At 66.0% G+C, this 26,642-nt stretch carries 25 protein-coding genes and 3 pseudogenes; 22 read left to right on the forward strand and 6 right to left on the reverse strand.

All coding sequences use genetic code 11. The features are described 5' to 3' along the window. Positions 1-69: 69 nt before the first annotated feature. The 13 genes and pseudogenes from ACV7NQ_RS31045 to ACV7NQ_RS31105 form a co-directional block, all read left to right on the forward strand. On the forward strand, positions 70-459 hold the full coding sequence (locus tag ACV7NQ_RS31045; RefSeq protein ID WP_463362836.1) for a YidH family protein: 390 nt from the start codon (positions 70-72) through the stop codon (positions 457-459). Then, positions 456-788 (forward strand): DUF202 domain-containing protein, encoded by a 333-nt coding sequence (locus tag ACV7NQ_RS31050; protein ID WP_463362837.1) that lies wholly within the window; start codon positions 456-458, stop codon positions 786-788. The genes ACV7NQ_RS31045 and ACV7NQ_RS31050 overlap by 4 nt, the downstream gene beginning before the upstream one ends. A gap of 123 nt (positions 789-911) precedes the next feature. Then, entirely contained in the window at positions 912-1,616 is a 705-nt protein-coding gene (locus tag ACV7NQ_RS31055) for a GntR family transcriptional regulator (protein ID WP_463362838.1), read from the forward strand. Positions 1,617-1,945: 329 nt separating this feature from the next. Further along, a complete protein-coding gene (locus ACV7NQ_RS31060; protein WP_463362839.1) occupies positions 1,946-3,397 on the forward strand; it encodes an FAD-linked oxidase C-terminal domain-containing protein in 1,452 nt (483 codons plus the stop codon). 2 nt (positions 3,398-3,399) lie between these two features. After that, on the forward strand, positions 3,400-4,647 hold the full coding sequence (locus ACV7NQ_RS31065; protein WP_463362840.1) for an FAD-binding oxidoreductase: 1,248 nt from the start codon (positions 3,400-3,402) through the stop codon (positions 4,645-4,647). Further along, positions 4,644-5,972 (forward strand): (Fe-S)-binding protein, encoded by a 1,329-nt coding sequence (locus tag ACV7NQ_RS31070; RefSeq protein ID WP_463362841.1) that lies wholly within the window; start codon positions 4,644-4,646, stop codon positions 5,970-5,972. The genes ACV7NQ_RS31065 and ACV7NQ_RS31070 overlap by 4 nt, the downstream gene beginning before the upstream one ends. Before the next feature lie 173 nt (positions 5,973-6,145). After that, positions 6,146-6,628 carry a transposase family protein gene (locus ACV7NQ_RS31075; RefSeq protein WP_463362842.1) on the forward strand — a complete coding sequence of 161 codons (483 nt, stop codon included), beginning with the start codon at positions 6,146-6,148 and terminating at the stop codon, positions 6,626-6,628. 173 nt (positions 6,629-6,801) lie between these two features. Then, positions 6,802-8,241 (forward strand): NF041680 family putative transposase, encoded by a 1,440-nt coding sequence (locus ACV7NQ_RS31080; protein ID WP_463358523.1) that lies wholly within the window; start codon positions 6,802-6,804, stop codon positions 8,239-8,241. 23 nt (positions 8,242-8,264) lie between these two features. Beyond that, positions 8,265-8,684, forward strand: a complete 420-nt coding sequence (locus ACV7NQ_RS31085) for a hypothetical protein (RefSeq protein ID WP_463362843.1) — start codon at positions 8,265-8,267, stop codon at positions 8,682-8,684. A 256-nt stretch (positions 8,685-8,940) separates the two neighbouring features. Next, a pseudogene (locus tag ACV7NQ_RS31090) lies at positions 8,941-10,370 on the forward strand (IS110 family RNA-guided transposase). Positions 10,371-10,531: 161 nt separating this feature from the next. Continuing rightward, positions 10,532-11,779 (forward strand): IS110 family RNA-guided transposase, encoded by a 1,248-nt coding sequence (locus ACV7NQ_RS31095; RefSeq protein WP_463362844.1) that lies wholly within the window; start codon positions 10,532-10,534, stop codon positions 11,777-11,779. 72 nt (positions 11,780-11,851) lie between these two features. After that, positions 11,852-12,802, forward strand: a complete 951-nt coding sequence (locus tag ACV7NQ_RS31100; RefSeq protein ID WP_463365884.1) for a LysR family transcriptional regulator — start codon at positions 11,852-11,854, stop codon at positions 12,800-12,802. A 2-nt stretch (positions 12,803-12,804) separates the two neighbouring features. Further along, positions 12,805-12,888: pseudogene (locus ACV7NQ_RS31105) on the forward strand (multicopper oxidase domain-containing protein); the annotation flags it as partial. A gap of 242 nt (positions 12,889-13,130) precedes the next feature. Here the strand turns inward: ACV7NQ_RS31105 and ACV7NQ_RS31110 are convergent. The 3 genes from ACV7NQ_RS31110 to ACV7NQ_RS31120 all read right to left on the reverse strand — a co-directional run bounded on the left by ACV7NQ_RS31110 (position 13,131) and on the right by ACV7NQ_RS31120 (position 15,561). Continuing rightward, positions 13,131-13,454 carry a hemophore-related protein gene (locus ACV7NQ_RS31110; RefSeq protein ID WP_463362845.1) on the reverse strand — a complete coding sequence of 108 codons (324 nt, stop codon included), beginning with the start codon at positions 13,452-13,454 and terminating at the stop codon, positions 13,131-13,133. Positions 13,455-13,537: 83 nt separating this feature from the next. Then, positions 13,538-14,860 carry a sensor histidine kinase gene (locus ACV7NQ_RS31115; RefSeq protein ID WP_463362846.1) on the reverse strand — a complete coding sequence of 441 codons (1,323 nt, stop codon included), beginning with the start codon at positions 14,858-14,860 and terminating at the stop codon, positions 13,538-13,540. Positions 14,861-14,877: 17 nt separating this feature from the next. Then, positions 14,878-15,561 carry a response regulator transcription factor gene (locus ACV7NQ_RS31120; protein WP_463362847.1) on the reverse strand — a complete coding sequence of 228 codons (684 nt, stop codon included), beginning with the start codon at positions 15,559-15,561 and terminating at the stop codon, positions 14,878-14,880. A gap of 82 nt (positions 15,562-15,643) precedes the next feature. Here ACV7NQ_RS31120 and ACV7NQ_RS31125 point away from each other — a divergent pair, with 82 nt between their 5' ends. The 4 genes from ACV7NQ_RS31125 (at position 15,644) to ACV7NQ_RS31140 (ending at position 20,942) form a co-directional block, all read left to right on the forward strand. Beyond that, the gene (locus tag ACV7NQ_RS31125; RefSeq protein ID WP_463362848.1) at positions 15,644-16,960 is read left to right on the forward strand and encodes a DUF1800 domain-containing protein; all 1,317 of its coding nucleotides are present in this window, start codon (positions 15,644-15,646) and stop codon (positions 16,958-16,960) included. A gap of 18 nt (positions 16,961-16,978) precedes the next feature. Continuing rightward, positions 16,979-18,172, forward strand: a complete 1,194-nt coding sequence (locus ACV7NQ_RS31130) for a DUF1501 domain-containing protein (RefSeq protein ID WP_463362849.1) — start codon at positions 16,979-16,981, stop codon at positions 18,170-18,172. A gap of 852 nt (positions 18,173-19,024) precedes the next feature. Beyond that, entirely contained in the window at positions 19,025-20,020 is a 996-nt protein-coding gene (locus ACV7NQ_RS31135; protein ID WP_463362850.1) for an alpha/beta hydrolase, read from the forward strand. Between the two features lie 373 nt (positions 20,021-20,393). Then, positions 20,394-20,942 (forward strand): DUF3455 domain-containing protein, encoded by a 549-nt coding sequence (locus ACV7NQ_RS31140; protein WP_463362851.1) that lies wholly within the window; start codon positions 20,394-20,396, stop codon positions 20,940-20,942. A 123-nt stretch (positions 20,943-21,065) separates the two neighbouring features. Here the strand turns inward: ACV7NQ_RS31140 and ACV7NQ_RS31145 are convergent. Further along, positions 21,066-21,686, reverse strand: a pseudogene (locus ACV7NQ_RS31145) (transposase); the annotation flags it as partial. 74 nt (positions 21,687-21,760) lie between these two features. On the opposite strand from ACV7NQ_RS31145, the gene ACV7NQ_RS31150 reads away from it, so the two are divergent. The 5 genes from ACV7NQ_RS31150 to ACV7NQ_RS31170 all read left to right on the forward strand — a co-directional run bounded on the left by ACV7NQ_RS31150 (position 21,761) and on the right by ACV7NQ_RS31170 (position 25,867). Continuing rightward, the gene (locus ACV7NQ_RS31150; RefSeq protein WP_463362852.1) at positions 21,761-21,943 is read left to right on the forward strand and encodes a hypothetical protein; all 183 of its coding nucleotides are present in this window, start codon (positions 21,761-21,763) and stop codon (positions 21,941-21,943) included. A 71-nt stretch (positions 21,944-22,014) separates the two neighbouring features. Beyond that, positions 22,015-22,287, forward strand: a complete 273-nt coding sequence (locus tag ACV7NQ_RS31155; protein WP_463362853.1) for a PucR family transcriptional regulator — start codon at positions 22,015-22,017, stop codon at positions 22,285-22,287. Positions 22,288-22,384: 97 nt separating this feature from the next. Further along, positions 22,385-22,867, forward strand: a complete 483-nt coding sequence (locus ACV7NQ_RS31160) for a YflT domain-containing protein (RefSeq protein ID WP_463362854.1) — start codon at positions 22,385-22,387, stop codon at positions 22,865-22,867. Positions 22,868-23,884: 1,017 nt separating this feature from the next. Beyond that, a complete protein-coding gene (locus ACV7NQ_RS31165; protein ID WP_463362855.1) occupies positions 23,885-24,859 on the forward strand; it encodes an NmrA/HSCARG family protein in 975 nt (324 codons plus the stop codon). Between the two features lie 324 nt (positions 24,860-25,183). Beyond that, complete coding sequence (locus tag ACV7NQ_RS31170) at positions 25,184-25,867, forward strand: DUF1275 family protein (RefSeq protein WP_463365885.1); 684 nt, start codon at positions 25,184-25,186, stop codon at positions 25,865-25,867. Here the strand turns inward: ACV7NQ_RS31170 and ACV7NQ_RS31175 are convergent. Next, entirely contained in the window at positions 25,812-26,165 is a 354-nt protein-coding gene (locus tag ACV7NQ_RS31175) for a helix-turn-helix domain-containing protein (protein WP_463362856.1), read from the reverse strand. The two genes, ACV7NQ_RS31170 and ACV7NQ_RS31175, sit on opposite strands and share 56 nt — an antisense overlap. Continuing rightward, on the reverse strand, positions 26,053-26,436 hold the full coding sequence (locus ACV7NQ_RS31180) for a recombinase family protein (RefSeq protein WP_463362857.1): 384 nt from the start codon (positions 26,434-26,436) through the stop codon (positions 26,053-26,055). The genes ACV7NQ_RS31175 and ACV7NQ_RS31180 overlap by 113 nt, the downstream gene beginning before the upstream one ends. Positions 26,437-26,642 lie beyond the last annotated feature (206 nt).

The raw sequence follows: 26,642 nt of genomic DNA on the forward strand, positions 1-26,642 counted from the left end.
TGTCTGGGCTGGTGGACGAGAGCTCGATCTGGTCCGCCCGTCCTCCAGCCCACTACGAGGAAGCGCCGCATGGCAAATGACCGAAGGACGACCGGCGACGAGCCGGACACCGCTGTCGAGGAGTTCGAGCCCGACTACCGCTTCACGCTGGCCAACGAGCGCACCTTCTTGGCGTGGCTGCGGACATCGCTTGCCCTGTTGGCCGCCGCGGTCGTCATCGTGCACGTCGTGCCGGAGCTGTTCGCTCCCGTCGCACGGCATCTCGTCGGAGGCGTACTGGTCGCGCTCGCCATCTTCACGACCGGGGCCGGGCTGTACCGGTGGGGAAAGGTCGACGCCGCCATGCGGCGAGGCCTGCCGTTGCCCCGGCATCGGATGCCGGTGTTGCTCGCGGCCGGGCTGCTACTTGTCTCGGTGCTCGGGTTCGCGTTGGTGATGAGCGGCGCGGTGTCGGGGTGAGCGAACGGATCCCGCGTAAGCCCCCGGACGACGGCCTGCAGGCTGAACGCACGTCGCTGGCGTGGAGCCGCACGTCGTTCGCTGTGCTCGCGAACGGTGTTCTGCTTCTTCTCCGGGACCTGTACCCGTTCACCGGGCCGCTACGGCTGCTGCCCGCCCTGATGGCCGTCGTCGTCGCCCTGGTTACGTATGCCGTCGGTAGGCGGCGGCAACGAACGTTGCGCCAACGACCGCTGCCCGCGGTCATCACCGCACGTCGCCACATCCAGGGGATCGGAGTCGCAATACTCGTCTTGATCCTCGCGACGGCCGTCGCCCTGCCGGTTTGATGGCTCCTCACTATGAAGCGTTGAGACGTCCTCTCACGTGGTGCTCGTCCCTGTCGGGCAGGTGCCGCCGTGTACGGTCAGGATGACAACTTGCATACCTTTGGGAGTGAAGCGGAGGTCGTCGTGGCGGCTAAGGCGACCGCGAGCGCTCGGAGCGGAGCCAAGGCGAGAGCGCTCGACTTCGTCAAGGGCCGGGTTCTGACCGGAGCCTTCCGCGGTGGAGACCTGATCAGCGAGGGCGAGGTCGCCGAAGCTCTGGGGATGTCCCGGACGCCGGTACGTGAGGCCTTTCTCAGGCTCGAGGCCGAGGGACTGTTACGGCTCTACCCCCAGCGCGGGGCTCTGGTGATCCCTGTCTCGCCGGAGGAAGTCCGGGCGGTGATTGAGGCTCGGCTGGTTCTAGAGCAGTTCGCTGTCGAGAAGATCATCCGCCGCGGCCCTGGATCCTGCGGTGCGATAGCCGACGCCCTCGCCGCCGAGATCGAGCGGCAGCGACGGGCCGGTGCCGAATCCGAACTGCCGGAGTTCCTCGACGCGGACAGGGCGTTTCACACGATCTTCCTCGACAACGCCGACAACTCCATCCTCGGAGGTGTCTACGCGTCGCTCCGGGACCGGCAGCTACGCATGATCGGCGAGTCGGCTCTCCGTGATCCTCGGCGAATCGAGACAATTCTCAGCGAACACGCGAGCATCGCCGAAGCGGTGCGTGACGGCGATGCCGTCCGGACCGTTACCGCCATGCGTGCCCACTTGACCGGCACGGTGCTGGCCTTGGGGCTCGCGCCGGAGTCGGTCACTTCCGTCACCTGGCCCTCGGTACCCTGACGTGCCTGACGGCGGCCCGCAGCACGGCGGCGGCGCAGGTGGCGCAGCTGTGTGACGGCATCGACCGCGCTGCGTCCTGAGGGGTGGCGGGATGGGTGGCCAGCACTGGCCCGCCTCGGCCAGCGACTCGGCCTTCAGCCCGCGTAGTCCACCGCTGCCAGCTCACGCGACACCGAGCTCGATGAGAAGGGTCGCTGGCCGGTCTTGACCGAGCCGGGACCTTCGAGCTAAGGTGCCGATGGCTGATGAGTTGTATCTCAGTTGTATATGGTTCAGTATCTGAGTTGTATTCAGTTGACCAAGGCGGTCGACGACCGAGGAGGTGGGCGATGACGCCCTTGCGGCTACGTACTGAGTTCATCAAGGCAGTGGGAGCCGACGGCGTGGTGGACGACCCCCTAGAGCTTCGCACCTACGAATGTGACGGGCTGACGGGTTACCGGGTCATTCCCTCTCTGGTTTTGTTGCCGCGCGACGCGGCGGCTGTCGCGGCGGCAGTGCGGATCTGCGCTCGGGAGGGGGTGCCGTTCGTCGCGAGAGGGGCCGGAACCGGCCTGTCCGGTGGTGCCCTTCCGGTCGCTGATGGAATCGTGATCTCGTTGCAGCGATTGAGGTCGATCATCGAGGTCGACCCGGTGAACCGGCGGGCGATCGTCGAGCCCGGGGTCACCAACCTCGACATCACTCGAGCCGCGGCACCGCACGGCCTCTACTTCGCGCCGGATCCGTCGAGCCAGCAGGTCTGCACGATCGGTGGCAACGTCGCCGAGAACTCCGGGGGCGCGCACTGCCTGAAGTACGGGTTCACGGTGCACCACATCCACGAGATCGAGGTGGTACTGCCCGATGGGTCGATCACCACGCTCGGCGGAGACTCGCCGCACCAGCCGGGTTACGACCTGCTCGGAGCGTTCATCGGCTCCGAGGGCACCCTTGGCGTGGTCACCCGGATCACGGTCAAGCTGCTGCCCCGTCCGGCATCGGTGCAGACCCTGGTCGCCGACTTCCCGTCGGTCGAGCAGGCCGGTGACACCGTCACCGCCATCATCGCAGCGGGCATTATCCCGGCGGCGGTGGAGATGATGGACACCTTGGCCATCGAGGCCGTCGAGGAGGCGGTGAGCGCGGGCTACACGCTCGGAGCCGTAGCGGCGCTGATCGTCGAGCTCGACGGCCCGGCCGACGAGGTCGCGGTCCATCTCGAAGAGGTGCAGAAGTTGTGCCGCGACAATGGCACCACCGCCCTGAATCTGGCGGCCTCCGCCGACGAGCGGGCCAAGATATGGAAGGGCCGGAAGGCGGCGTTCGCCGCCGTCGGCCGGATCAGCCCGAACTACTTCGTCCAGGACGGCGTGGTCCCGCGAACCCGGCTGGCCGAGGCGCTGACCCGGATCGGCACCCTTGCCGACGAGGCGGGCCTGCGGGTCGCGAACGTGTTCCACGCCGGGGACGGGAACCTGCATCCGCTGGTTCTCTACAGCGAGGCCAACGGCGAGCACGAGCGGGCGGAGCACCTGTCGACGTCGATCGCCGAGCTGTGCGTCGACCTCGGCGGGTCGCTGTCCGGCGAGCACGGGATCGGCATGGACAAGGCGTGCTCCATGCCGCGCCAGTTCACCGAGTCCGATCTGGCCACGATGGCGCTGCTGCGAACCGCCTATGACCCGGCCGGTATTTGCAATCCCGGAAAGCTCCTGCCCACACCACGGTTGTGCGGCGAACGCCCCGGGCCACACCACCCGCACCCGCTTGAATCCGCGGGTCTGATCGAACGGATGTGACTGTGCAGGCGACCCCAATCGGGGCGGGCGCTGGTTCGCTGAACGCGACACCCGGAATGACGCTTCGCCCGACTTCACTCGACGAGCTGCACACGGCCCTCGCCGACACGGCTCGCACACACCCCAGGCTGTTGATCGCCGCCAATGGCACCGCGGCCGACTGGGGCGGACGCCCCGAGCCGGCGGACGCGTCGGTCGATGTCACCGGGCTGTCGGGCGTGCTCGTCTACAACCCCGCCGACATGACGATGGCGGTCCGTGCCGGGACACCGCTCGCCGTCGTCCAGGAAGAGCTGTCGAAGAGCGGACAACGAGTGGCCTTCGACGCCGCGCGCGTCGCCCGGGGCGCGACCCTCGGAGGGCTGCTCGCCACGGCTGACGGGGGGCCCTCCCGCCAGTGCTTCGGAATCCTGCGCGACCTGGTCATCGGCGTGACCGTGGTGCTCGCGGACGGTACCGTCGCGCGGTCCGGCGGGCATGTCATCAAGAACGTCGCCGGCTACGACCTGGCCAAGCTCTTCCACGGGTCGTTCGGGACGCTCGGTGTCGTCGCCGAGGTCGTCCTGCGCCTGCATCCGTATCCCCGTACCGAGGCGACCGTCGAGGTCCCGGGCACCGCCGAGGAGGCTTTCGCCTCCGCTGGGCGGATCATCGGATCGGCGCTGGATGCCGCGGCCCTGGAGTGGGTGCACGACGATGACGCCGGTGGCCGAATGCTGGTCCGGTTGGAAGGCACTCCTGACGGTGTGACCGAGCGTGTCGCAGCCGCTACCGCGCTCGCCGACGGCCGCGCGCGGACGCTCGAGGCCGACGCGGCGGACGCCGCTTGGCGGTCGGTCGCAGCTGTGGCCGACGGCACCGATGGCGACACCGTGCTGCGGATCGGCTCGCTTCCGTCGGAAGGGCCCAGGCTGGTCGGCCTGATCGCGGCCGTCGCCGCGGAGTCGAAGGTCGACGTCGCTCTGAGCAGCACGATCGCTGCCGGCGTGCACACGGTGCGGCTGCGCGGAGGCGATCGGGGAGCACATGACCAGGTGCTCGGAGCGCTGGGCCCCGTGGTCGGTGCCGCGTGCACCGTGCATCGGCGGGACGGGCTCGGCCCGGACACCTCGTCTTGGGTTGCCCCGCCGCCCACTGCCCCGCTGATGCGTGCGGTCAAGCAGCAGTTCGACCCGCAGGGGCGCTTTGGCAACGGGCGCTTCGCACCCTGGCTCACCACCCCCGGACCTCGAGAGAAGAAGACGTCATGACCGAGATCGCAGATGCCGGTACCTCAGGCTCGTTCGACGAGCACCACCCTCCCCGACGTGAGCTGCTCGATGACTGCGTGCATTGCGGCTTCTGTCTGCCGACCTGTCCCACCTACGCGGTTACCGGCGAAGAGATGGAATCTCCCCGCGGCCGTATCTACCTGATGGACCTCGCCGCCCGTGGCGAGGTGAGCCTGGACGAGGCGTTCGGGAACCGGATCGACTCATGCCTGGGCTGCCTGGCCTGCGTCACCACCTGTCCCTCCGGCGTGCAGTACAACAAATTGATCGAGGCTGTGCGGCCTCAGGTCGAGCGGCACGTGCCCCGCACGTTCGCCGACAAGCTGTTCCGCAAGCTGATCTTCATGGTGTTCCCGTACCCACGCCGGCTTCGGCTCGCCGCGCTGGGTGGGATCGCCTATCAGCGCCTCGGCATCCGCGCACTGCTGCACCAGCTCGGTGTGATCGCCGCGTTGCCACCCCGGCTGCGCGCGATGGAGGCGCTGCTGCCCAAGACCACCGTGCGGAAGCTCTTCACCCGCACCGCCCCGTTCACGCCTTCGGCCGGCAAGTCCAGCCTGCGTGTGGGCCTGCTGGCCGGCTGCGCCAACCGAGTCTTCTTCGGTGACGTCAACGCGGCGACCGTCCGCGTGCTCGCCGCCGAGGGCTGCGACGTGTACGTGCCGCAGGAGCGCCAATGCTGCGGCGCGCTTTCGGTCCACGCGGGCCAGGAGGAAGACGGCTTGGCGCGGGCGCGGGAGACGATCGACCTCTTCGAGCGTTATGACCTCGACGTCGTTGTCGCGAACGTCGCCGGCTGTGGCTCGACGCTCAAGGAGTACGGCGAACTGCTCCGCGACGACCCAGAATACGCCGAGCGCGCCAAGGCGTTCGCTGCCCGGGTCCGGGATGTGAACGAGCTGGTCGCCGAGCTGCCGCAGCAGGCACCGCGCAATCCCATCGTGACCAAGGTCGCCTACCACGACGCATGCCACCTGGCCAATGCACAGGGCATCCGCAGCCAGCCCCGCGAGATCCTCCGGGCGATCCCCGGGCTCGAGGTGTCCGACATCGCCGAGGCCGACCTCTGCTGCGGCTCGGCCGGCATCTACAACATGGTGCAGCCGGAGAAGGCCGAAGAACTCGGCAAGCGGAAAGCAGCGAATCTCCAAGCCGTCCAACCGGACGTCGTCGCCACCGCCAACGCCGGCTGCCTTCTGCAGATTCGCCGGTTCCTCGACGCCGGCGTGCCCGTCGTCCATCCGATCCAACTGCTCGACGCCTCCATCAGGGGTGTCGACCTGCTGAAGGAAGAAACAGCGTGACCATCCGCTACCTCGTCAACTGCTCGATCATCTTCACCGAGTTGCCCATACTGGAACGCCCCCCGCCGCCGCGCGTGCCGCCGGCTTCGACGCCGTCTAGTAGACGAGTGATTCCTAACCCTGAGTCGCCTCGACTCGAGTTTTGACGCGGCGGAGGGTATCGGTGTCAGTTTGTGAAGACAGACCTCGATACCCTCCTGACCGCACTCTACGTTTTCGTTGATGATCACGTGATCGGGGCGCGCCTGCGACGGCCTGGCCGGCCGAAGAAGTTGACCGACGCCGAGTTGATCTGCCTGGCGGTTGCCCAAGTCCTGCTGGGCTTTCCATCCCAGCATCACTGGCTGCGGTTCTGCCGTGGCAGGCTGGGTGCGATGTTCGGGTACCTGCCCAACCAGCCCGGCTACAACAAGCGCATCAACGCCGCGGGGCCGCTGATCACCGACACCGTCGACCGGTTGGCGGCACTGGTGTCGACCGAGACCGACGAATTCCGGTTCCTGGACGCCACACCGGTCCCGTGCGGGACTTCGGTGCCTACCCGTAAACGGTCCGAGCTGGCCGGGTTCGCCAACTACGGGTACTGCGCGGCGCTGTCGCGGTGGTACTGGGGGGTGAAGCTTTATCTGATCACCACCGCTGAGCTTGATTTTTAACCTCCGGGTCACTGCCCGCCGACCGTCCGGGTCGGTGTTGGAGCGGTTCGATCATCGAAACGTGTTGCTGCCGTGTTGATTTAGGGACGAATTTCGGCGTGTCGCCGTGACATGGAGCGGCCACCGCATCATCATCGTCGGGTTCCCGCTAAAGAGCCTGATGAGAAGTTGTGGTGGCCGTGCCTGTCAGTGTGCCCGAAGTATTTCGTCCGGTCGAGTCGGCGCGCCCGTCGGGACCGGAATCGCTTGCCGCGTTCCGCAATTCGTTCTATGAAAGCCTGACCGCGCGCGCCGACGCGCTGTTCGAACTCACCGACGCGGTGCTGTGCGACGACGGACCGGTCACCACGCTGGTCGGACTGTGTCTGACCGGGGAATATCGACGCGGCCACGGCGCCCTCTACGACGGTCTGAACGCCGGAAGTATCGACATCGCCCGGCTCCGGCGCGCGATCACCGCCACGACCACGGTCGGGCGAGACGACGAAGGTGCGATCATGCTGGCCGTCGATGCCAGTCCGTGGCTGCGTCCCGACGCGGCGACCAGCCCCGATCGATCGTTCTGCCATGTCTATGGCCGTGGCAGGGGGCAAGCGCAGATGATCCCGGGCTGGCTGTTCTCCTACGTCGCCGCGCTGGAGCCCGGCCGGACCTCTTGGACCACGATCCTCGACGCGATACGGCTGCACCCCGACGACGACGCGACCGAGGTCACCGCCGCCCAGATCCGGGAAGTCGTGCAACGCCTGCAAGCCGCCGACCTCCATGTTCCCGGCGACCCGCACATCAAGATCGTGTTCGATGCGGGCTACGACATCACATGCCTGGCATACGAGCTCGCGGATCTGCCCGTGGTCCTGATCGGGCGAATACGCTCCGACCGCGTCCTGGCCTTCCCCGCCGAACCCCGTGCGGGCAAGAGGGGCCGTCCCGCCAAGCACGGCCCCGACTTCGCGTTGTCCGACACCGGGACCCATCCCGAGCCCGCTGTCGTCACCACCACCGACACCGACCGCTACGGCGCCGTGCGTGCGACGGCATGGAACCGTCTGCACCCCAAACTCGCCCGCCGAGGATCCTGGGCCTACCACGACGGGGAACTGCCGATCATCGAGGGCGTCGTCATCGGGCTTCGGGTGGACCGGCTACCCGGCGACCGCAACCCGAAACCACTGTGGCTATGGTGTTCGCAACCCGACATCGCCGACCCCGCCATTATCGACCGAATCTGGCGAACCTTCCTGCGGCGCTTCGATATCGAGCACACCTTCCGGTTCCTGAAACAGACCCTCGGGTGGACCAAGCCGCGTATCCGCGACTCCGCCGCCGCCGACCGCTGGACCTGGCTCATCATCGCCGCACACACCCAACTCCGCCTCGCCCGAGGACTCACCGAAGACCTCCGCCACCCCTGGGAGAGAAAACCAACCAGCCCCAGCCGCCTCACCCCAGCCCGCGTCCGCAGGGGATTTCGCCACCTCCGCCCGACAACCGCTCTTCCGGCCCGCGCGCCGAAACCCTCACGGCCGGGTCCCGGACGCCCGCCCGGCGCAAAAAACATCCGACGCGCACCACACCAGGCGGTCGGTAAGACCACCACGGCTGCCAGTTAGAGGTTAAAAATCAAGCTGAGGGGATGCCGGTGGCCTGGTGCCTGGCCGACCCCAAGATCGGTGAACGAGAGGTCGCGATCGAGTTGATCGGGCATGCCCGCGACCGGGCGATGCTGCCTCGGCGCTGTGTCCTGATCGGTGACAAAGGCGTCTCGGGCAAGGAATTTCAACGTCTCGCAGCACTCGAGGACGTGAAGTTCGTGCGCCCCGACCGAAAGGGTGAACCCCGCCGAATCGGCAACCTCGGCGGCATCCGCCAACTCATCGAGTCGGTCTACGACACCTGCAAAGGACAGCTCTCCCTGGAAGCCCACGGCGCCCGCACCGACGCCGGACTCTACGCCCGAGTCGCCCAGCGACTACTCGCCCTGGCCGCCGTGATCTGGCACAACACAACCATCAGCGCACCCGTCAAACGATCCCTCATCGCCTACGACCATTAGGAATCACTCGTCTAGCCAATTTGTCCCTGGTGGGACGCCCGTTCCGGGCTGAAAATGGTGTGGTGGTCGCCTCGCGACGCCGTTATCCCTATGGTCCTTCGAGGCCGTCGTTTAGCCGGGCGTTGGGATCATGCTGTGGGCCCTTCATTGTTGCCGTTTCGTTGAGCACGAGGATTAGATTCTGTTCCTTCGTTGTGATCCCACGGGGCGACCACCCAGAACCTGTCGGGTGGCGTGTTGAAGGAGGTGGTGGGAGATGCTGGCCGAATCCCATGACGAGGAACAGATCATCGTCAGGGTCGCTGCCCTGGATATCGGCAAGGCCGAATTGGTGTGCTGTGTGCGGGTTCCCGCGCAAGACAGCGCGAGTAAACGGTTGCAGGAGGTGTCCACGCATTCGACGATGACCCGGTCGTTGATCGAGTTATCCAATCGGCTGGTCGAGTTGGGTGTCGAGCGGGTGGTGATGGAAGTGACATCCGATTACTGGAAGCCGGTGTTCTACCTGTTCGAGGCGCACGGTTTGGATCCGTGGCTGGTCAACGCCCGCGACGTCAAACATCTACCAGGCCGACCGAAACCGATGTGCTCGACGCGGTCTGGTTGTGCAAGGTCGCCGAACGGCAAATGCTGCGCTCCAGTTTCGTTCCGCCGTGGCCGATCCGACGGTTACGGGACCTGACCCGCTACCGCATCGATCTCGTCGGTGCGCGGACCGCGGAAAAGAACCGGGTCGAGAAGCTCCTCGAAGACGCCTGCATCAAACTTTCGGTCGTCGCGTCCGACATTTTCGGGGTGTCGGGGCGGGCGATGATGGCCGCGTTGATCGCCGGTGAACGCAACCCGAAAGTGCTGGCGCAGATGGCGAAGTCGAGGATGCGTACCAAGATCGACCGGCTCGAGGAGGCGTTCAACGGGCACTTCGACAACCACCACCGGTTCCTGCTGGCCAAGATGCTGGACCGGATCGACGGTATCGACGCCGACATCGCCGCCCTCGACGCCGAAATCGAGGCACATTTGGCCCCTTTCGAAGCGGCGGCGGCGCGCCTGGATGAGATCCCCGGCATCGGGCCCGTCGCCGCAGCCATCATCACCGCCGAGATCGGCGTGGACATGTCCAGATTCCCCACCCCAGGGCACCTGTGCTCGTGGGCGAAATTCTCTCCCGGCATCAGCACCTCCGCGGGCAGACCCAAAGGCAACGGCTCGACTGGACACGGCAACCGCTACCTCGCCCGCATCCTCGGCGAAGCCGCCGTCGTCGCCGGGCACACCAAAACCTTCCTCGGCGAACGCTACCGGCGCATCGCCAGACGACGAGGCAAAAAAACGCGCCATCGTCGCTACCGGCCGCTCCATCCTCGTCATCATCTGGCACCTGCTACACAACCCCGACACCCGATTCCACGACCTCCGCGCCGATCATTTCAGTCGCCACAACCCGAACACCAAGAAACGCAACCACATCCGCCAGCTCGAAGCCCTCGGCTACACCGTCACCCTCACCCCAGCCGCCTAGCACGACCAGCAACAACAACCATGTCGGCTCCGCCGACAGCTAACCGCCGGGTGCTGTCGCGTGCCCGGTCACCTTGGTTATTTTCCGGTCAGCATCCCGGGCCGCTTCGCTGGCCCGCCGTGGAGGCGGGAAAATGGGTGCGCGTTCGTCCCGGAACCCCGTAATTTTCCTTGATGCCTCGAGTTCGTCGGTCAGCATGGCGGTTCGGGAGCCACCGACAGGAGTTGTCGATTGTTGCCATGAGCACGCGGATCAGAGTCTTCAGATCCCTGTGGCTCCTCCGGGCGGACGCCCCTGGCAGGACACGGTTTCCGGAGGAATGTTCGTGGAGTTGTTGCATGAGCGGTGCGCCGCGTTGGACATCGGCAAGAAGGATCTCAAGGCGTGCGTGCGGACACCGAGCGTGAGCAAACGTAAGCGCTCGCGCAACCAGGAGATCCGCATGTTCGCCACGACCACCAACGCCCTGCTGGAGTTGCGGGACTGGCTGGTCGAGCAGGAGGTGACCCTGGTGGTGATGGAAGCGACCGGGGATTACTGGCGGGCGGCGTTCTACTTGCTGGAGGACTGTTTGAACGTGATCCTGGTCAACGCCTCCCACGCCAAGGGTCTGCCCGGCCGCAAAACCGACGTCTCCGATGCGGCGTGGCTGTGTCAGATGGGTGAGTGTGGCCTGTTGCGGGCCTCGTTCGTGCCACCCGAACCGATCCGGCACCTGAGGGATCTGACCCGCTACCGGACCACGCTGACGGCCGAACGCACCCGGGAGGCGCAGCGGCTGGAGAAGGAGTTGGAGGACGCCGGGATCAAACTGTCCAGCGTGGCCACCGACATCCTGGGCCGCTCCGGCCGCCAGATGCTGGCCGCGTTGATCGCCGGCGAGCAGGACGCACAGGTGCTGGCCGACATGGCCAAAGCGCGGATGCGCCCGAAGATCCCACAACTGGTCGAGGCGTTGACCGGCAACTTCGGTGAACACCACGCCTTCCTGTGCCGGCTGCATCTGGAACGAATCGATCAGTTGTCTGCGACGATCGAGGAACTCTCGACACGGATCGAGGAGCAGATGCGCCCTTTCTCCCGCACGATTGACCAGTTGGTGACCATCCCCGGAGTCGGTCGGAGGGTGGCCGAGGTCATCATCGCCGAGACCGGCGCCGACATGAGCCGATTCCCCACCGCCGGACACCTCGCCTCATGGGCTGGGGTATGCCCCGGACACCACGAATCCGCCGGCAAACGCCGATCGGGCAAAACCCGCCACGGCGACCGGTGGCTGACCGGTGCGTTGGGCACCGCGGCACTGGCCGCCGCCCGCACCCGCGACGGCACCTATCTCGGCGCGAAATACCGTCGGCTCGCGCCACGAATAGGCAAGCAGAAAGCCCTTGTCGCCCTGCAACACTCGACCCTGGCAGCGGTCTGGCACATGCTCACCGACGACGTCGACTACCAGGATCTCGGCGGCGACTACTTCGCGCGCCTGGATCCCGAACGCGCCATGCGACGCATCGTGCGCCAAGCCAACGCCCTCGGATACGCCGTCCGTTTCGACCCCATCCAAGCCGCCTAATCAATAAGACCTGCAACCACACCAAACGTGACGACCCATCCCGGCTCGCTACGCATCGCCGGGAACTGTCACGTGCCCGCTCACCCGCCCACAGCCACTCACCATGGGTTTATTTTCGGGTCAGAGGACCTGCGGCTCTTCCTTGACATCGTGGCGGAGGGTTCTATCACGGCGGGCGCTCGCCGGATGCACCTGAGCCTGCCTTCGGCGAGCGCCAGGGTGCGCTCGCTCGAGCACCACGCCGGCGTGGCACTGCTGATCCGCGGTCGGCGGGGAGTGCGACCCACCCCAGCGGGGACGACACTGGCCCGCCACGCAGGCGAGGTTCTCGCCCAGACCGCGCGGCTCGAAGGCGCCGTCGCGAGCTATACCCGGTCCCCAACTGCTCCACTGACCCTGCTGGGCGGCGGCTCTGCGAGGCATCGACTCGTACCGCAAGCCCTGGTCTCGTTCCTCCGTGCGCACCCAGACATTGACGTCACTGTTTCCGAAAGCCGCACCCCGCAGACCGTGCGGATGCTCGCCGACGGCAAGGCAGACCTCGGGGTCGTTCTCGACGACGAGGCCCGCGACTGCGGCCTCGACATGGAACCCCTCGGCGACGACTCTCTCGTTGTGGTCGGCCAAGCCGGCGGGATTCTCGCTGGGCGAACCGCGCTGACCTACAGCGAGGTCGCCGAGCACCCTCTCGTTGGGCTCGACGCCGACTCCTCGCTGCGACGCTGGATCGAGAAGAATCTCGGTCCGCATGCTCCGGTAGTGCGATACCGCACCAGCGTCGCCGACCTCAACATCCTCGTCGCCCTCGCGGCCGCCGGCGTCGGGCTCGCCGTCGTGCCGCGTCGCGCTATCGACCCCGACCAACTACTCGACGTGTGTGACCTACAGGATCCCTGGTCACGCCGCCACCATTTGCTGGCCTGGGGCGCAAAGGCCAAGACTTCGTCGACCGCCGCCGCGGCGCTTGCCGAACACCTGCGTCACGCGGCACTCTCTGAGCCGAGCGCCCACAGCAGACACTGAAGCATCCCGGCCAGTGGATGATGCATTGCCACAACGCCTATCACGGCGAAGCCGGAATGATGACGGTGCCGTCCTACATCCGCTGACACCACTGGCACCGGCGGTCTGCCGAGCTGGGGCACCGCCGGTCGTGGGGTCGATGTCAGGCAGCCGAGTTCGCGATGTGCGTCGTGGCTGGTGTCGCGGTCAGGTGTGTCGAAGCCGGGTGCGTTGTGCTCGTTCAACCAATAGCCGCCTACGTGCTGCGCCGACGGGTGTCACCGGGAGTCGGCCGAACAGGATGTTGAATTGACACCCGTCGCTGGATGCGAGTGGCCGAGCTCGATGGCTACTTGTGGCAAGCCTGGCGGTAGTCGTGAATGGCCGCACGGGCGGTCTTGAAGTCCTGTGCGTCCTGCGGGTGCGCCTGGCGGTAGGACGTCCGCTCCGCCTTGCGCTGATCCTTGGGCAGGGCCTTCACCTTCGCCACCTCGGCGGCGAAGTCCGGGTGGCTCGCCAGGAATGCCGCGACCTTCGGTGCGCTGTCCGCCTTCGCCTGGGCCGCGGCCTGGGGGTTGCATTGCGGGCCCGGGTCGGCGGAGGCGGTCGCGGGCAGGGCGATGGCCAGGCCGGCGAGGGCGGTCAGGGTGGCTGCGACGAGGCTGCGCTTCATTGCTTACTCCAGTGATCGGACGGATATGTCCCCACCGAATCTGCCGACACAATCTGAACCGCGCCCTATTCGGGTCACTATCTTCAGGCGATCTTCAGCCGCAGCTGGAAAACGGCACCGGGCCGTCCGGCCGGAGGATCGGCGCAGATCAGGTCGCCGCCATGGGCTCTGGCGATGCCGCGGGCGATGGCAAGACCGAGGCCAGAGCCGTCCGCACGGCGATCGCGCGCCTGGTCGAGGCGCACCAGCCGGTCGAAGATCCGCTCGCGTTCGGCGGGCGGCACCCCCGGGCCGGTGTCACTGACGGTCACCTCGGCCAGCATTCCGGTGACGGCCACCCGTGCGGTGACCGCGCCGTTGCCCGGCATGGCGTGGCATGCGTTCTCGAGCAGGTTCAGCAGGACTTGGTTGATCCGTTCCGGGGCGACGGCCGCGACTACGTGATCGCCGGTGAGCTCGAACTCGATATCGGAATGCAGCAACCGCATTCGGTTCAGCTGCGCGTCGGCGAGGTCGTACAGATCGGTGGGGGTGTGATCCAGCTGCAGTCCGGCGTCGATGCGCGCCAAGTCGACGAGATCGTCGACCAGCCGACCGGCGCGCTGGGCCTCTCGGACCAGCAGCAGATGCATCTGCTGACGGGTATCGGGATCGGCGTCGGGAGGCTGCTGGATGACTGCTTGGGCGATCGCGCGGATCCCGGTGATCGGGGTGCGTAACTCGTGCGCCGCATCGGCGACGAAAGTGCGGATCTGTTCCTCGGAGGCCTGCGCCCGTGCCTCGGCGCCCTCGAGTGCGTCCACCATTTCATCGAAAGCCATTGCGGTGCGGCCGAGTTCGGTATCGGTTCGGGACGGCGACAACCTTCGGCCGCGCCGTCCGCGCGCGATCTCGCGAGCCAGCAGCGTCATCGAATCCAGTGGCGCCAGGGCGCGCCGGACACCGAATGGCAACCCGATGACGATCACGAGAAGTGCCGCGGCGGTGGTGCCCGCGAGCACCCACACCAGCTTCGACTGGGCACCCGCCAACAGCTTGGTGTCGAGTTGCAGGGTCAGTCGCGCGTGGTTCAGGTCGCCCTGGCCGTTGAGCAGGACGTGCTTGGTCTTTACCGTGGGTTGTTCCTCGCGCTGCGCGGTCAGGCTGCCGAAGGTGCGGCCATCGGCGAGGACGAGCCGCGCCCGCACCGATCGCGCGTCGATCCGGGTCATCAGGTCGGTGGGCGAGGTGCCCTGCTTGGCGAGTTGGTGTGCCAGCTGAACGCGGTCGGCAAGCACCGCGTTCTGGCTGCGATTCACCGCCACCGCGAACAATCCGTGCACCACCAGCGAGACGATGATCAGCACCGCACCGAGTACCACCGCCGCGGTGAACGTGACGCGCCGCCGCAGCGACACGGTCTTCATCGTCCACCGGCGCGAGTTCACTGGTCGCCGACCCGCAGGGTGTAGCCGAGGCCACGGACGGTGTGCAGTAAACGTGGTCCGTGTCCCTCCAGCTTGCGTCGGACCGCGCTGATATACACCTCGACCAGGTTCGGGTCATAGTCGTCGTATCCCCATATGGCGGTGAGGATTTGGGTTTTGGTGACGAGGCGGTCGCGGTGCGCGGCGAGATAGGCGAGGACCTTGAATTCGGTGGCGGTCAGTGCGATGGTCTCGCTGCCGCGTTGCACAACGCCGGATTCCACGTCGATGACGAGATCGCCGATCGTGGTCTTGTGCTGCAGCCGGCCCATCCGCCGCAGCAGCGCCTCGACCCGGGCCACCAGTTCGGCCAGGTCGAACGGTTTGACCAGGTAGTCGTCCGAGCCTGCCCGCAGACCGCGCAACCGGTCCTCGATACCGTCCCGGGCGGTCAGGATGACCACGCCCGCGACGGATCTCGCGCGCATGGCCTCCAGCAGGGTGAATCCGTCGCGGCCGGGCAGCATGATGTCGAGCACGACCACATCCGGCCGGAACTGCGCGAGATCGCGCTCCAGCTGCTGACCGTGCTCCCGGCTGAACACGTGGTGTCCGGCCGCGGTCAGCCCCGATTCGACCGCGGCTCTGATGGCCTCGGCGTCCTCGATGACAAGTATTCGTCCCGGCTGCACATGTGTCATTGTTCCGCCTCTCGGCTGAAGGTTGCCTGAAAGCTGGCGGTGAACGAGCTGGCAACGGCGGGCACGGCCGGATACTCGGATCATGGGCACGCAATCGGCGCAGTGGATGCACACCGCGCGCATGCTTCGCCGCGCCGGCTTCGGTGCGACCGGGGCCGAGATCGACGCCGTGCAAGCGCAGCAGCCGGCCGACTATCTGCGTTCGGCGTTGACCGCCGACCCGGACGCGGATCCCGGAGCGCGGGCGACTCCGCTACCGGTGTTCACCACGCATGCCGCCCCGGGGAAGAACGCGTCGCTCGACGTCCGTCGCCGGTACAACGCCGAACGAAGCGATCAACTCGCCACCTTGACCGCGTGGTGGCTGCGGCGGATGGTCGCGGTACACCAGCCGATCCACGAGAAGCTGGCCATGTTGTGGCACAACCACTTCGCGACGTCGGCGGCCAAGGTCCGCGATGCCGCCGCCCTGGCCGCGCAGAACCAGAAACTGCGCACCCTCGGCACCGGTGACTTCGGCACGCTGGCCTACGCCATGCTCACCGACGCGGCCATGCTCAAATGGCTCGACGGCACCAGCAATTCGGCGAAGGCGCCCAATGAGAACCTGGCTCGCGAGTTCATGGAGCTATTCGCACTCGGTCACGGCAGCGGATACACCGAGACCGATGTGCGCGAAGGCGCGCGTGCCCTGACGGGGTGGACGATCGACGGAAACGGCGCCACCACACTGAATCTCAAACGGCACGATCCCGGCACGAAAACCGTACTCGGCGTGACGGGTTCGCTCGGCGCCCGTGAATTCTGCGATATCGTGCTCGGCCGCCCCGAATCGGCACGCTATGTGGCCGGGCGGATGTGGCAGCAGCTCGGCTCCGACGCGGCACCCTCGCAACCGGCGATCGACCGTGCCGCGGCGGCCTACGGACCGAACCGCGATGCCGCGCGCATGGTGGCCGCGATCCTCACCGACGACGAATTCGCCACCGCACGTGACACTGTCGTACATGGCCCGGTCGAATGGTTGATCGGCGCGGTTCGCGCGCTGGCGGTGCCCATGGACAACGACGCCGATGTCGGGAAACTGACGGGTGTGCTGCGCAACCTCGGACAGTTGCCGTTCTACCCGCCGTCCGTCGGCGGCTGGCCGCACGGTCAGGCGTGGATGTCGACGGCCGCCGCACAGCTTCGGCTCACGGCGGCGTCCGGTCTCGTAAAAAAGGCGGATCTGGGCCGGATTTCGGCCGCCGCGCCGGGCGATCGCCTCGACGCGGTCGGATACCAGCTCGGCATCGGCGCGTGGTCGGCCCGAAGTGCTGCCGTGCTCGCGTCGGTGCGCGACGATCCCGCCAGGCTGACCGCGATCGCGTTGAACACTCCCGAGTACCTGACCAGCTGACCCGAAAGTCACCGAACCATGGCTCAATTCAGTCGCAGACAGCTTCTCGTCGGCAGCAGCGTACTCGGTGCGCTCGGTCTGGCCGGGGGCTCGTTGTTCACCTGGGACGAACTACATCAACGAGCGGCCACCTCGTCGCTGCCGCAGGGCGCCGGAATTCTGGTCCTGTTGACGATGTACGGCGGTAACGACGGCATCAACACCGTGATTCCCTACGCCGACAACGCTTATCACGATGCGAGACCGGAGTTGTCGTACCAGCCGGGGGAGGTGCTGCACCTCGACGGACAACTCGGACTGAATCCGGCGATGAAGGGATTCGCAGACTTGTGGAGCAAACGCAACCTCGCGATCGTCCGCGGGGTCGGTTACCCGCACCCGGATCACAGTCACTTCCGGTCGATGGATATCTGGCAGACGGCTGCTCCGGACAGCCCGGTCAATACGGGATGGATCGGCCGCTGGCTCGACGCGACCGGTGACGATCCGGTGCGCGCCGTCAATATCGGCCCGGTGCTGCCCCAACTGGCGATGGGGGCGAAGCACACGGCGTCAGCACTGGATCCCACCTCGGCGCCACTGTCGCCCGAATTGTCCACGGCGCTGAGCGGACTTGCCGCCACCGACCCGCACGACAGTCCTGCCCAGGCGCTCGTCTGCGCGGGCTATCACGCTGAACAGACTGTGACACAGACGTTTTCCTCGATCGGCCGGAATCCGGCCAAGCCCGGCGGCAATCCGCTGACCGCCCAGCTCGAACTCGTCGGAAAGTGCATCAAGGCGGGAGTGCCCACGCGGGTCTATTCGGTCAGCCTGGACGGCTTCGACACACACGCCGACGAACGCCGAACCCAGCAGCAATTGCTCGGTCGATTCGACGAGGCGGTATCGGCGTTCCTGACAGATATGGCAGGGCATCCTCGCGGCCGCGACGTAGTTCTCATGGCCTACAGCGAATTCGGCCGCCGCGTCGCCGCCAACGCCTCCCAGGGCACCGACCACGGCACCGCCGGACCGGTGTTCGTCGCCGGGGCACCGGTCAAGGGCGGTTTCTACGGCGACGAGCCCAGCCTCACCGACCTCGACAACGGCGACCTGAAAACCACAGTCGACTTTCGCGACGTCTATTCGGAGTTGATGCACCGAGTCGTCGCGGCCGACCCCGGTCCCGCTGTCGGCACCGGCCGCCACGACTTGGGATTGATTGCCTGAGTGCGCCTTTGCCCGTGCGCCGCGAATCAATGGACCTCCGGTAGTGCAGTCGATCAGTCGGCGCAGCAGCGTCAGTGATTTCGAAAGGTGTTTTTGCTCAGCGTTGTTCATGCGATCGGTGATCAGATCGGCTAGATGTTCGTAGCCGGCCGCACGGCGTTCGGTGAGCAGTTGGCGGCCTTCGTCGGTGATCACGAGCAGCTTGCGGCGTAGGTCGTGCTCGTCGGCGGTGCGGCGAAAGGCCGCGGTCGACGAGGGCGGCGACGGCGGTGGCAATCGATTGGTGGCGAATCTTGTCGGCTCGGGCGAGGTCGGCGACGGTTGCCGGCCTTCGCGGTCGAGGCGTTTGAGGATCGAGATGTGCGACAGGGAGATTTCACGGGTGGGAGAGACCGAGCACATGCGCCGGACCAGGGCACCGACCACCGACTGACGTTCCTCGGCGATCGTCTCGTGATCGCTTGTATGGCCGAATGCCATCCCCCGATCGGATGCCAGCTGACCCAGCACCCGCCACCGATGCCCGGTCGGCTCACACGCCGCCGTCACCCCGGGTGAAACCTGCGGCGACCGCCCGCTGGCGGCCCAGTCCAATGCGGCCCCGAGATCCCAGGCGCGGCATCGGAACATCTTACGAGCCAACACTTTCGAGTCGTGATCGGCCACCACTACCATCTGTTTCCGATCCGCCAGATCGATCGGCTCGAGAGCGATTGCGGCACAATCTATGATGGTCTTTCTGATCCCGGGCGCGGCGGGGCCGCAAGCGCACAGGAAGCGACTTGGCCTGAGCGCAGCCACATTCGGGTCTCCTCGGTCACTGACCGGGGAAGAAGGTAGGAGGTATGCGGGGTGGACGCGGCAGCGCGATCTGGGGACCAGTGGGTAATTCGTGGTTGGCTGAGGAAGACTGGCGCTGTCATAGCAACAGCTGTGCTGGTGTCGTCGATCGGTGCGGCGGTGGCTACCGCCGCACCGATCCACGCACCGATATTGCGCGCACCGGTAGGCGGTTACGAGGAGCTCTTCGTGCCGTCCAGCATGGGGCCGATCAAAGTCCAGGTGCAGTGGGCGGCCCGCGGCGGGAGCGCGGCCCTCTACGTGCTCGACGGTCTCCGTGCGCCGGCCGACCACAGTCAGTGGACGACCGATACCGACGCGCTGCGCCAGTTCGCAGGCGACAATGTCACGTTGGTGTTCCCGGTTGGTGGTCGCTCGAGCTTCTACACCGACTGGTACCGACCGAGTAGTACCAACCGTCAGGCGACGACGTACAAATGGGAGACCTTCCTCACCCAGGAACTGCCTGCCTTCCTGGAACGGTACGGGGTGTCGCGAACCAACAACGCCATCGTCGGGGCCTCCATGGGGGGCAACGCCGCCCTGATGCTGGCCGGCCACCATCGCGACCAGTTCAAGTTCGCCGGATCCTTTTCAGGATTCGTGCACCCGGCGTTTCCGCTCTGGAGCGAAGCGATGCGCGCTGCCATGTGGGACGAGGGTAACTTCAATGTGGACGACATGTGGGGTCCGGCTGGGGACCCAGCCTGGAGCCGCAACGATGCCACTGTGCAGGCAGAATTGCTGCGCGGACTGCCGATATACGTCTCGACGGGCAATGGCCTGCCTGGTCCGCTCGACCTGCCGTATGGGATCGGCAACACGGTGAACGGGATGGGCCTCGAGGCGATGACGATGGCTGCCGCCCAGATGTTCGGTGATCGAATCGCGGCGTTCGGAATTGCCGCTCGCGTCGACATCGTCAACGGGACGCACACCTGGCCCTACTGGCAGCAAGCGCTCGCGACGGCGCGTCCGATGATCCTCGATGCGCTCGGCGCGCACTGACGCAACCTGTCACTAAAGAGGTTTCGGTTTCTGGGTGAGGTTCACAGGGGCAGTCGTGGTCGGTCGAGGAGCTGCGGCACAGGTCGTAGCTGGTGCCGATGCGTTCGAGACCGGTGTGTACGGCGGTGTCGGCGTCGTCGATGGTGTCCGGGTATTCGAGGAGGATCTCATGCCTCCGCCGACTAACCCCGCCACCATCGCCGGACTCGTGGTCCGCGTGGTCCGTATCGCGCGACGGCGCGCCGACCAAAATTGCCGTCGCCCGGCGCAGCTATCCCACCGACGAAGCCGCGTGTGGTGTGTCACAGCGGTGAACCACCTCGCGCATGACGGCCGTATCCTGCTCGTACTGCGCCGAGATGGGAGATCACACATGAATCGCAGGATGTTGGTGCTGGCGGTCGCGTCGATCACAGCCGCGACGGCGGTGGCCGCATGCTCGTCGGCGGTCCGATCAGGGACGCCGCAGACGACATCGGTCGCGCATCAGGCGGTGGACGAGTCCGCGGTGTCGGCACCGCTGCGGGTTCCTGCGGGCAATGCGCTCACCTCGACCCTCGATGGTTCGGGCGTGCAAATCTATCAGTGCTCCAAGGGCGCGTGGTCGTTGCTGGAGCCCGCCGCGACGTTGAGCGAGAACGCCAAGCCGGTCGGTCTGCACTTCAAGGGACCGATCTGGGTGTCCACCATCGATGGCAGCGAGGTCGGTGCGGCATCGGTGGCCACGCTCGCCCGCGACGGCGCCATACCGGAGCTATTGCTGAAGGCGAATGAGCATCAAGGACAGGGCACCTTCGCCACTGTGACCTACGTTCAGCGTTTGCAGACCCATGGCGGTGTGGCGCCGTCCGGATCGTGCACCGACGGGGCGCAGCGCTCGATCCAGTACTCCGCGCTATATCGGTTCTGGTCTGCAGGCTGACCGGTCGCCGACCAATACGGGCGGGTCGGCCAACTAGCGGGTGCGTGCTGGACATCGCGGCGCGGCCCGCCATTGCACACTTCCGCTACACATAGGCGATGAGCATGAGCGGCCTTATGGGAGGCGGCGTGCGGCATGCGGGTGCAGATGCAGAACGCGGCCGTTTTTGCTGGTGGTGCATTGCCCGGGCAGTTGGCGCAGGCTTTGCCGAAGGTGACAGCACGGGTTGCGGTGATGCGGCGGATGATGCCGTTCGGGCAGGTCGCTGTGCCAGCCGCTTCGTCGATGATGAAATCGTCGAGGGTGAAACCGTTTTCGACGGCTGGACGCAGCGGTGCCGGCTTGATAATGGCGATGTGGCCATGTGCGGCGAGTTCGGCGCGCAAGTTACCGGTGCCGTACGCGCTGTCGCCCAGCACTTCTCGCGCACCGTCGTCACTGTCGAGCAGCCGCAGCCCGATGACGGCTTCGTGGTTGTCGTCCCCGGAAGCTTTGGCGCGGACACCGGCGGTGAAGATTCCGGTGTCGGGTTCCACGGCTAGGTGAGCCTTGTAACCGTCGCGGCGGTGGTGAACGGTCTTGTGCACGTGCCGTGCCTCGGGGTCGGTCGACCGCATCGTCGAGCACCACCGAATCCAATGCGCATCGCGACTTACCTTGCAGCACAACGGTTTCGGAAACGACGGCACGCACCGAGTCGAAGATCCGGTTCGGCCGATCCGAGCCCGCCAACCGGCGCCGCCAATTGCCCGCGCCCAGCTACCGGCGCTGCACGCCCTGTGCGTGATCTCGACGGTGCTCTTCGCCGACACCGGGACTTGGACATCCTGCGCCTCGCCGCCGAAGCGGTGCCCTCACTCGGCTGCTGCCGCGCACTCGCGAGCTATCGCATCGTCGACGGGCAATACCTGCGCTATCTGCAGCACGCGCGACCCGACCTCGACGCGCAGATCCATGCACTCGACAGCGACGGCAGCATCGAGGTGCCCGACGGCCAGTGAGGCCGGGTCTTAATCCTGAGCAGTGTGCCCGGCGCGGTCGGGTCGCTACTCGTCACGCCGATCACGATCTGGTGTACACCTCGAGCCGATATCTCGAATGCGGCGGCAACTACGACGAATCCGCCGCCGCCCTACACATCCACCGCGACACTCTGCGCTACTGCCTCGGCCGTATCCGTGAGATCACCGGCTACGACCTGCGCGATGTCACCACCCGTTTCAACCTCCAAGCCGCCACCCGCCCGCCTGGCAATTCATCTCCGTGGTGCGCCACGCACCCATGGCGTCGGTGGGTTCGTGACCCACGCACCGTCTGCCTGCATGGGCTCGGTGACAGCGGGTAACTCGCAGTCGCGGCGCATTGGCACGGGATTGCCGACAACGCTGTCGACATCCTCCCGCCTCGCCGTATCTACCTCGATCACAGTGAAGGAGACAAGCATGACGAAGACCAGCAAAAGGTCCGAGGTACAGTCACGAGTCCCGGTAGCTACCTATGAGCTGTACGAGGACGCCGAGCGCGCCGTCGACTACCTCTCCGACCAGGAATTTCCGGTAGAACAGACAACCATCGTCGGTGTCGGGCTCCGCAGCGTGGAAAACGTCCTCGGCCGCCTCGATTATTGGCGGGCAACCGGTTACGGAGCCGCAACCGGCGCGTGGATCGGCCTGCTGATCGGCCTGCTGTTGTCGCTGTTCGCCACCAACACCGCGTCCTGGTTGGCCATCATCATCTGGGCGGTCGTCGCCGGCGCGATAGCCGGGGCAGTGTTCGGCCTCGTTTCCTACGCCGTGACCGGCAGACGCAGGGATTTCATATCCGCCAGCCAGATCGTCGCCGAACACTACGAGCTCGCCGTCAGCCCCGAACACGCCGAACGGGCCCGCGAACTCCTGCAGTCACTGCCCCACAGACCCCGATGAATGGGAATGTCCATTTCACGACCCGATACGTCAAATCTGCGGTCACCCATGAGTTGACGGTGTGAAGCTGCGTCGGCGCACCTATCCGCGCATGTGCTGGAAGACGCCTACGGCGGACACCCGTAGTGCCACGTCAGTGAAGATCTGTCAGCACAGCCGCAACCCAATCGGCCGGAATGAGGTTGGGTGACAGCGTGGGGGAACGGTGATAGCGCCTGGTCCAGGCAGGAAGCGGGGAGACCGAGAGAGTAGGAGAACTCAGGAACTCATCGACTGTTGATTACCCACATTCCCCGGTCGCGGGCCCAGCCGAAGAACTGCGGGAGATGACGGACCGCCTTTGGGAATTCGACGAGATATGTCTCGACCGTCTGCTGCCGGGTGGCATCTAGTTGTGGTGTCGCGGGAGGTTGCCAGGAAGTGGGAGAGTCCGCGCAGGTGTGTGCGGGTGTTCGCCCCAATGTGGACTGTCATCCGTACTTGGATGGCCTTCGTCCGCAGCCTCGGCGTGGTGTGCCAGCTGACGTAGGGGCGCAGGATCTTCTTGTCGCCCTGCGGCAAGGTGGTCAGGAACTAACGTAACCATGACACCTTCACAGCAAGGTGGCCCGGTGGAATGCTTGGTCGCGGGGGTCGAGAAGGAAGAAGTGCGAGATGTCGAAGTGGCGGTAGCCGGGAGGAAGCCACCGACCTCGTCTTCGCCCTGGATGGCCCCGAAGTCCACCACCTCCTGGATCCGGGGCTGGCCACCACAGCAGTTCGACACCCACCTGACCGATCTGCTGGGCCGGATCATCGGTTCCCGGGAAGGCGCCCCAAGTTCGCACGGCCCGGGAGCGCTCGAGCACACAAGCACCGCGCAGAAGAAGGCTCCCAACTCCCAGAGCGGGCAACGGCACAGAAAGCGCCCCGCACCGAACCTGCGGGGCGGCGTCGCGACCCCCAGACCTGCTGGCCTAGGCGAGACCAGGACTGCGATTCGTCGAAGCAACTACCCATCAAACCGAGGAGTAGATGATGATCGACAAGAAAATCATTGCGGTAGTAGGCGCGACCGGCTCGCAGGGCGGCGGCCTGGTCAGGGCCATCGTCGCCGACCCGGAGGGTCCTTTCACCGCGCGCGCTCTAACCACGAACGCCGACTCGGACCGGGCGCGTGACCTCGCCTCGCAAGGGGTTGAGCTCATCGAGGCTGACCTCGATGACGAGACCAGCCTGCGCAAGGCCTTCGACGGCGCCTACGGCGCCTATGTGGTCACCAACTTCTGGGTGCAGCGGACACCGGAACAGGAAAAGGCCCGCACCCGCGCCCAGATGGAACTCGACCAGGCCGCCGCAGCGGCCAGGGCCGCCAAGCACGCCCAACTACAGCACGTAGTGTGGTCCACCCTCGAGGACACCCGGCCGCACTTCGAGCGCCTGGGCATTGACGTCCCGAACGCACTGGGCAGCTACAAGGTCCCGCATTTCGACGCCAAGGGTGAAGCGAACGCGTTCTTCACCGAGCTCGGAGTGCCGACCACATTCCTGCAGACCACCTTCTACTACGAGGCGTTCCTCCAAGGGCAAGGCCCTCACCGTAACGACAACGGCGAGCTGGTCCTTTCCCTCCCGATGGCCGACAAGAAGCTGGCGCTCATCGCGTCCGAGGACATCGGGAAGACCGCGCTCGGTGTCTTTCGTCGCGGTGATGAATTCATCGGCAAGACCGTCAGCATCGCAGGCACCCACGCCACCGGAGAGGAACTCGCCGCGACGTTCAGCGCGGCGCTGGGCGAGAAGGTCGTGTACCGACCGCTCACCACCGACGCGATGCGGGCGGCAGGGCAGCCCGCCGTCCTGGAATTCGCCAACATGTTCCAGTTCTATTCCGATGCGTCCGAATACTTCACCGGAGTACGCAACCTCGACCTGGTGCGCGAACTCAACCCCGAACTCCAAACCCTCGACAGCTGGCTAACCCAGCACAAGAACGAGATCCCGCTCGACTGAATGCCCTCCCAACTCACCGAACTGATTCCGGCACGATTCGCGCCGTGCGCGGCGCGAATCGTGGAGGTCAATGATGAGTTACTGGGGCGAAGACTGACGAGTAGCCAGCAGCGACATGCTCATGATGCACAAGATGTCCCGCCCTGATCGCCGCCGTCGTTCTACTGGGAACGTAGCCGTCGGCTTGGAGTCGAGACAGCGTAAGAAACGATCACGGCGCGGCTGAATCGGGATACAGCGAATGTTTCGCTATAGTCCGCACGCCCGAAGCTTTCAGGAGCCGATCGTAGAGGTCGTCGAACCTTGACAGCACAGACGAGCAGTATGCGCCGGATTGTCGACCACGAGGCGCGACTGTCGTGGGTGCTGGCTGCCTTGGCCGGTCTTGTCGGGGCAGCGGCGTTCTTGCATACCTCTGGCTACTTCGTCACGTTCATGACTGGGAACACCGAGCGCGCGGTGCTGAGCCACTTCGCGAACGACACTGCGACCGCGCTGGCGGCAACCTTGCTGTTGGCGGCCTTCCTGGCTGGAGTCGTCGTAGCATCGCTGTGCCGCAAGTATTTCTGGACCAATCACCCGCATGATGTCACCGTGCTCACCACGGTTAGCCTGGCCGTGGCAGCTGCGACCGATATCGTCCTCACCGGATGGGACACCCAGGAGGTTCACCTGGGCCCGATCCTGATGGTTGCGTTCGGAATAGGTGCTTTGAATACGTCGTTCGTGAAGAACGGCGAGGTTTCGGTGCCGTTGAGCTACGTGACCGGAACCATGGTCAAGCTGGGACAGGGGATCGCTCGGCACATCAGCGGCGGGAGCGCCGCCGACTGGCTCGGCTACGCACTCCTCTACGCAGGATTCGCCGGAGGCGCCGCGATCGGCGGAGTCATCGGTAGCTGGCTGGGTGGCCCGATGATGCTGGTGGTAGCGACGGTCGTCTCTGCATTGGTCACCGGTTTCGCGCGCTTGCATGCCTACTTGTACGGACCGTTGTCGACGGAATGACGAGCAACGGTGCTGGTATTACGGGCGCTCCCCCCGAGTGGAGCCGCCCTTCCCCGCTCATCCCTCTGCAGACAGCCCTTCGACTGGTCTGGCAACCGCATGCTCGAACCGCATCGGATGGACCTGCATCGTCGTCGGGATCACGTCGGGCAGCGCTGCGATGTCGGTGACGGTCGCGGACGAAATCATTTTTGTAGATCGTGCTGCGCGAGACACCGAGCAGCCGGGCAACCGAGGACACCGTTTCCTCCGGTTGGGCGAGGATGGCGCGGGCCTGGCGGATCTGCTCGGCGGTCATGGCTGGTGGCCGGCCGAGGCGTTGCCCGCGCGCGGGCAACGGCCAGGCCCTCGTTGGTGCCCTGCACGATGAGCTCACGGATGAACTCGGCGAGGGCAGCGAACACGTGGAAGACCAGGCGCCCGCCGAGGGTGGTGGTGTCGATCGCTTCATGCAGGGATCGGAATCCTATGCCGCGCTTCCGAAGTCCGGACACGATCGAGATCAGGTCTTGCAGGGACCGGCCGAGCCGGTCCAGCGACGGCACCGCCAGGGTGTCGCCAGATCGCATGTACTCCAGGCACTTCCAGAACTCTTCGCGCTCTGTGTCCCTTGCCGGACTTCTTGTCGGTGAAGATCTTCTGGCATCCTGCTTCATTGAGCGCATGGGTCTGGCGGTCGAGCAGCTGGCCGATGGTCGACCGGCCGTAGCCGACCAGGGCACCACCGCCGCCGATCGGGTCGCGTGCGTTGCCGTCGAGCACGAGCGGATCCGGG

The sequence above is a fragment of the Nocardia sp. Tas62D01 genome, from assembly GCF_055232035.1.

What these genes read in the sequence shown, in the direction of transcription:
- ACV7NQ_RS31130 (WP_463362849.1), top strand. Translation starts at nt 16,979, where the DNA reads ATGGCTCAATTCAGTCGCAGACAGCTTCTCGTCGGCAGCAGCGTACTC.
- ACV7NQ_RS31085 (WP_463362843.1), top strand. Translation starts at nt 8,265, where the DNA reads ATGCCGGTGGCCTGGTGCCTGGCCGACCCCAAGATCGGTGAACGAGAG.
- ACV7NQ_RS31140 (WP_463362851.1), top strand. Translation starts at nt 20,394, where the DNA reads ATGAATCGCAGGATGTTGGTGCTGGCGGTCGCGTCGATCACAGCCGCG.
- ACV7NQ_RS31125 (WP_463362848.1), top strand. Translation starts at nt 15,644, where the DNA reads ATGGGCACGCAATCGGCGCAGTGGATGCACACCGCGCGCATGCTTCGC.
- ACV7NQ_RS31170 (WP_463365885.1), top strand. Translation starts at nt 25,184, where the DNA reads ATGCGCCGGATTGTCGACCACGAGGCGCGACTGTCGTGGGTGCTGGCT.
- ACV7NQ_RS31180 (WP_463362857.1), bottom strand. Translation starts at nt 26,436, where the DNA reads ATGCGATCTGGCGACACCCTGGCGGTGCCGTCGCTGGACCGGCTCGGC.
- ACV7NQ_RS31120 (WP_463362847.1), bottom strand. Translation starts at nt 15,561, where the DNA reads ATGACACATGTGCAGCCGGGACGAATACTTGTCATCGAGGACGCCGAG.
- ACV7NQ_RS31160 (WP_463362854.1), top strand. Translation starts at nt 22,385, where the DNA reads ATGACGAAGACCAGCAAAAGGTCCGAGGTACAGTCACGAGTCCCGGTA.
- ACV7NQ_RS31115 (WP_463362846.1), bottom strand. Translation starts at nt 14,860, where the DNA reads ATGAAGACCGTGTCGCTGCGGCGGCGCGTCACGTTCACCGCGGCGGTG.
- ACV7NQ_RS31060 (WP_463362839.1), top strand. Translation starts at nt 1,946, where the DNA reads ATGACGCCCTTGCGGCTACGTACTGAGTTCATCAAGGCAGTGGGAGCC.
- ACV7NQ_RS31175 (WP_463362856.1), bottom strand. Translation starts at nt 26,165, where the DNA reads ATGACCGCCGAGCAGATCCGCCAGGCCCGCGCCATCCTCGCCCAACCG.
- ACV7NQ_RS31165 (WP_463362855.1), top strand. Translation starts at nt 23,885, where the DNA reads ATGATCGACAAGAAAATCATTGCGGTAGTAGGCGCGACCGGCTCGCAG.
- ACV7NQ_RS31045 (WP_463362836.1), top strand. Translation starts at nt 70, where the DNA reads ATGGCAAATGACCGAAGGACGACCGGCGACGAGCCGGACACCGCTGTC.
- ACV7NQ_RS31070 (WP_463362841.1), top strand. Translation starts at nt 4,644, where the DNA reads ATGACCGAGATCGCAGATGCCGGTACCTCAGGCTCGTTCGACGAGCAC.
- ACV7NQ_RS31110 (WP_463362845.1), bottom strand. Translation starts at nt 13,454, where the DNA reads ATGAAGCGCAGCCTCGTCGCAGCCACCCTGACCGCCCTCGCCGGCCTG.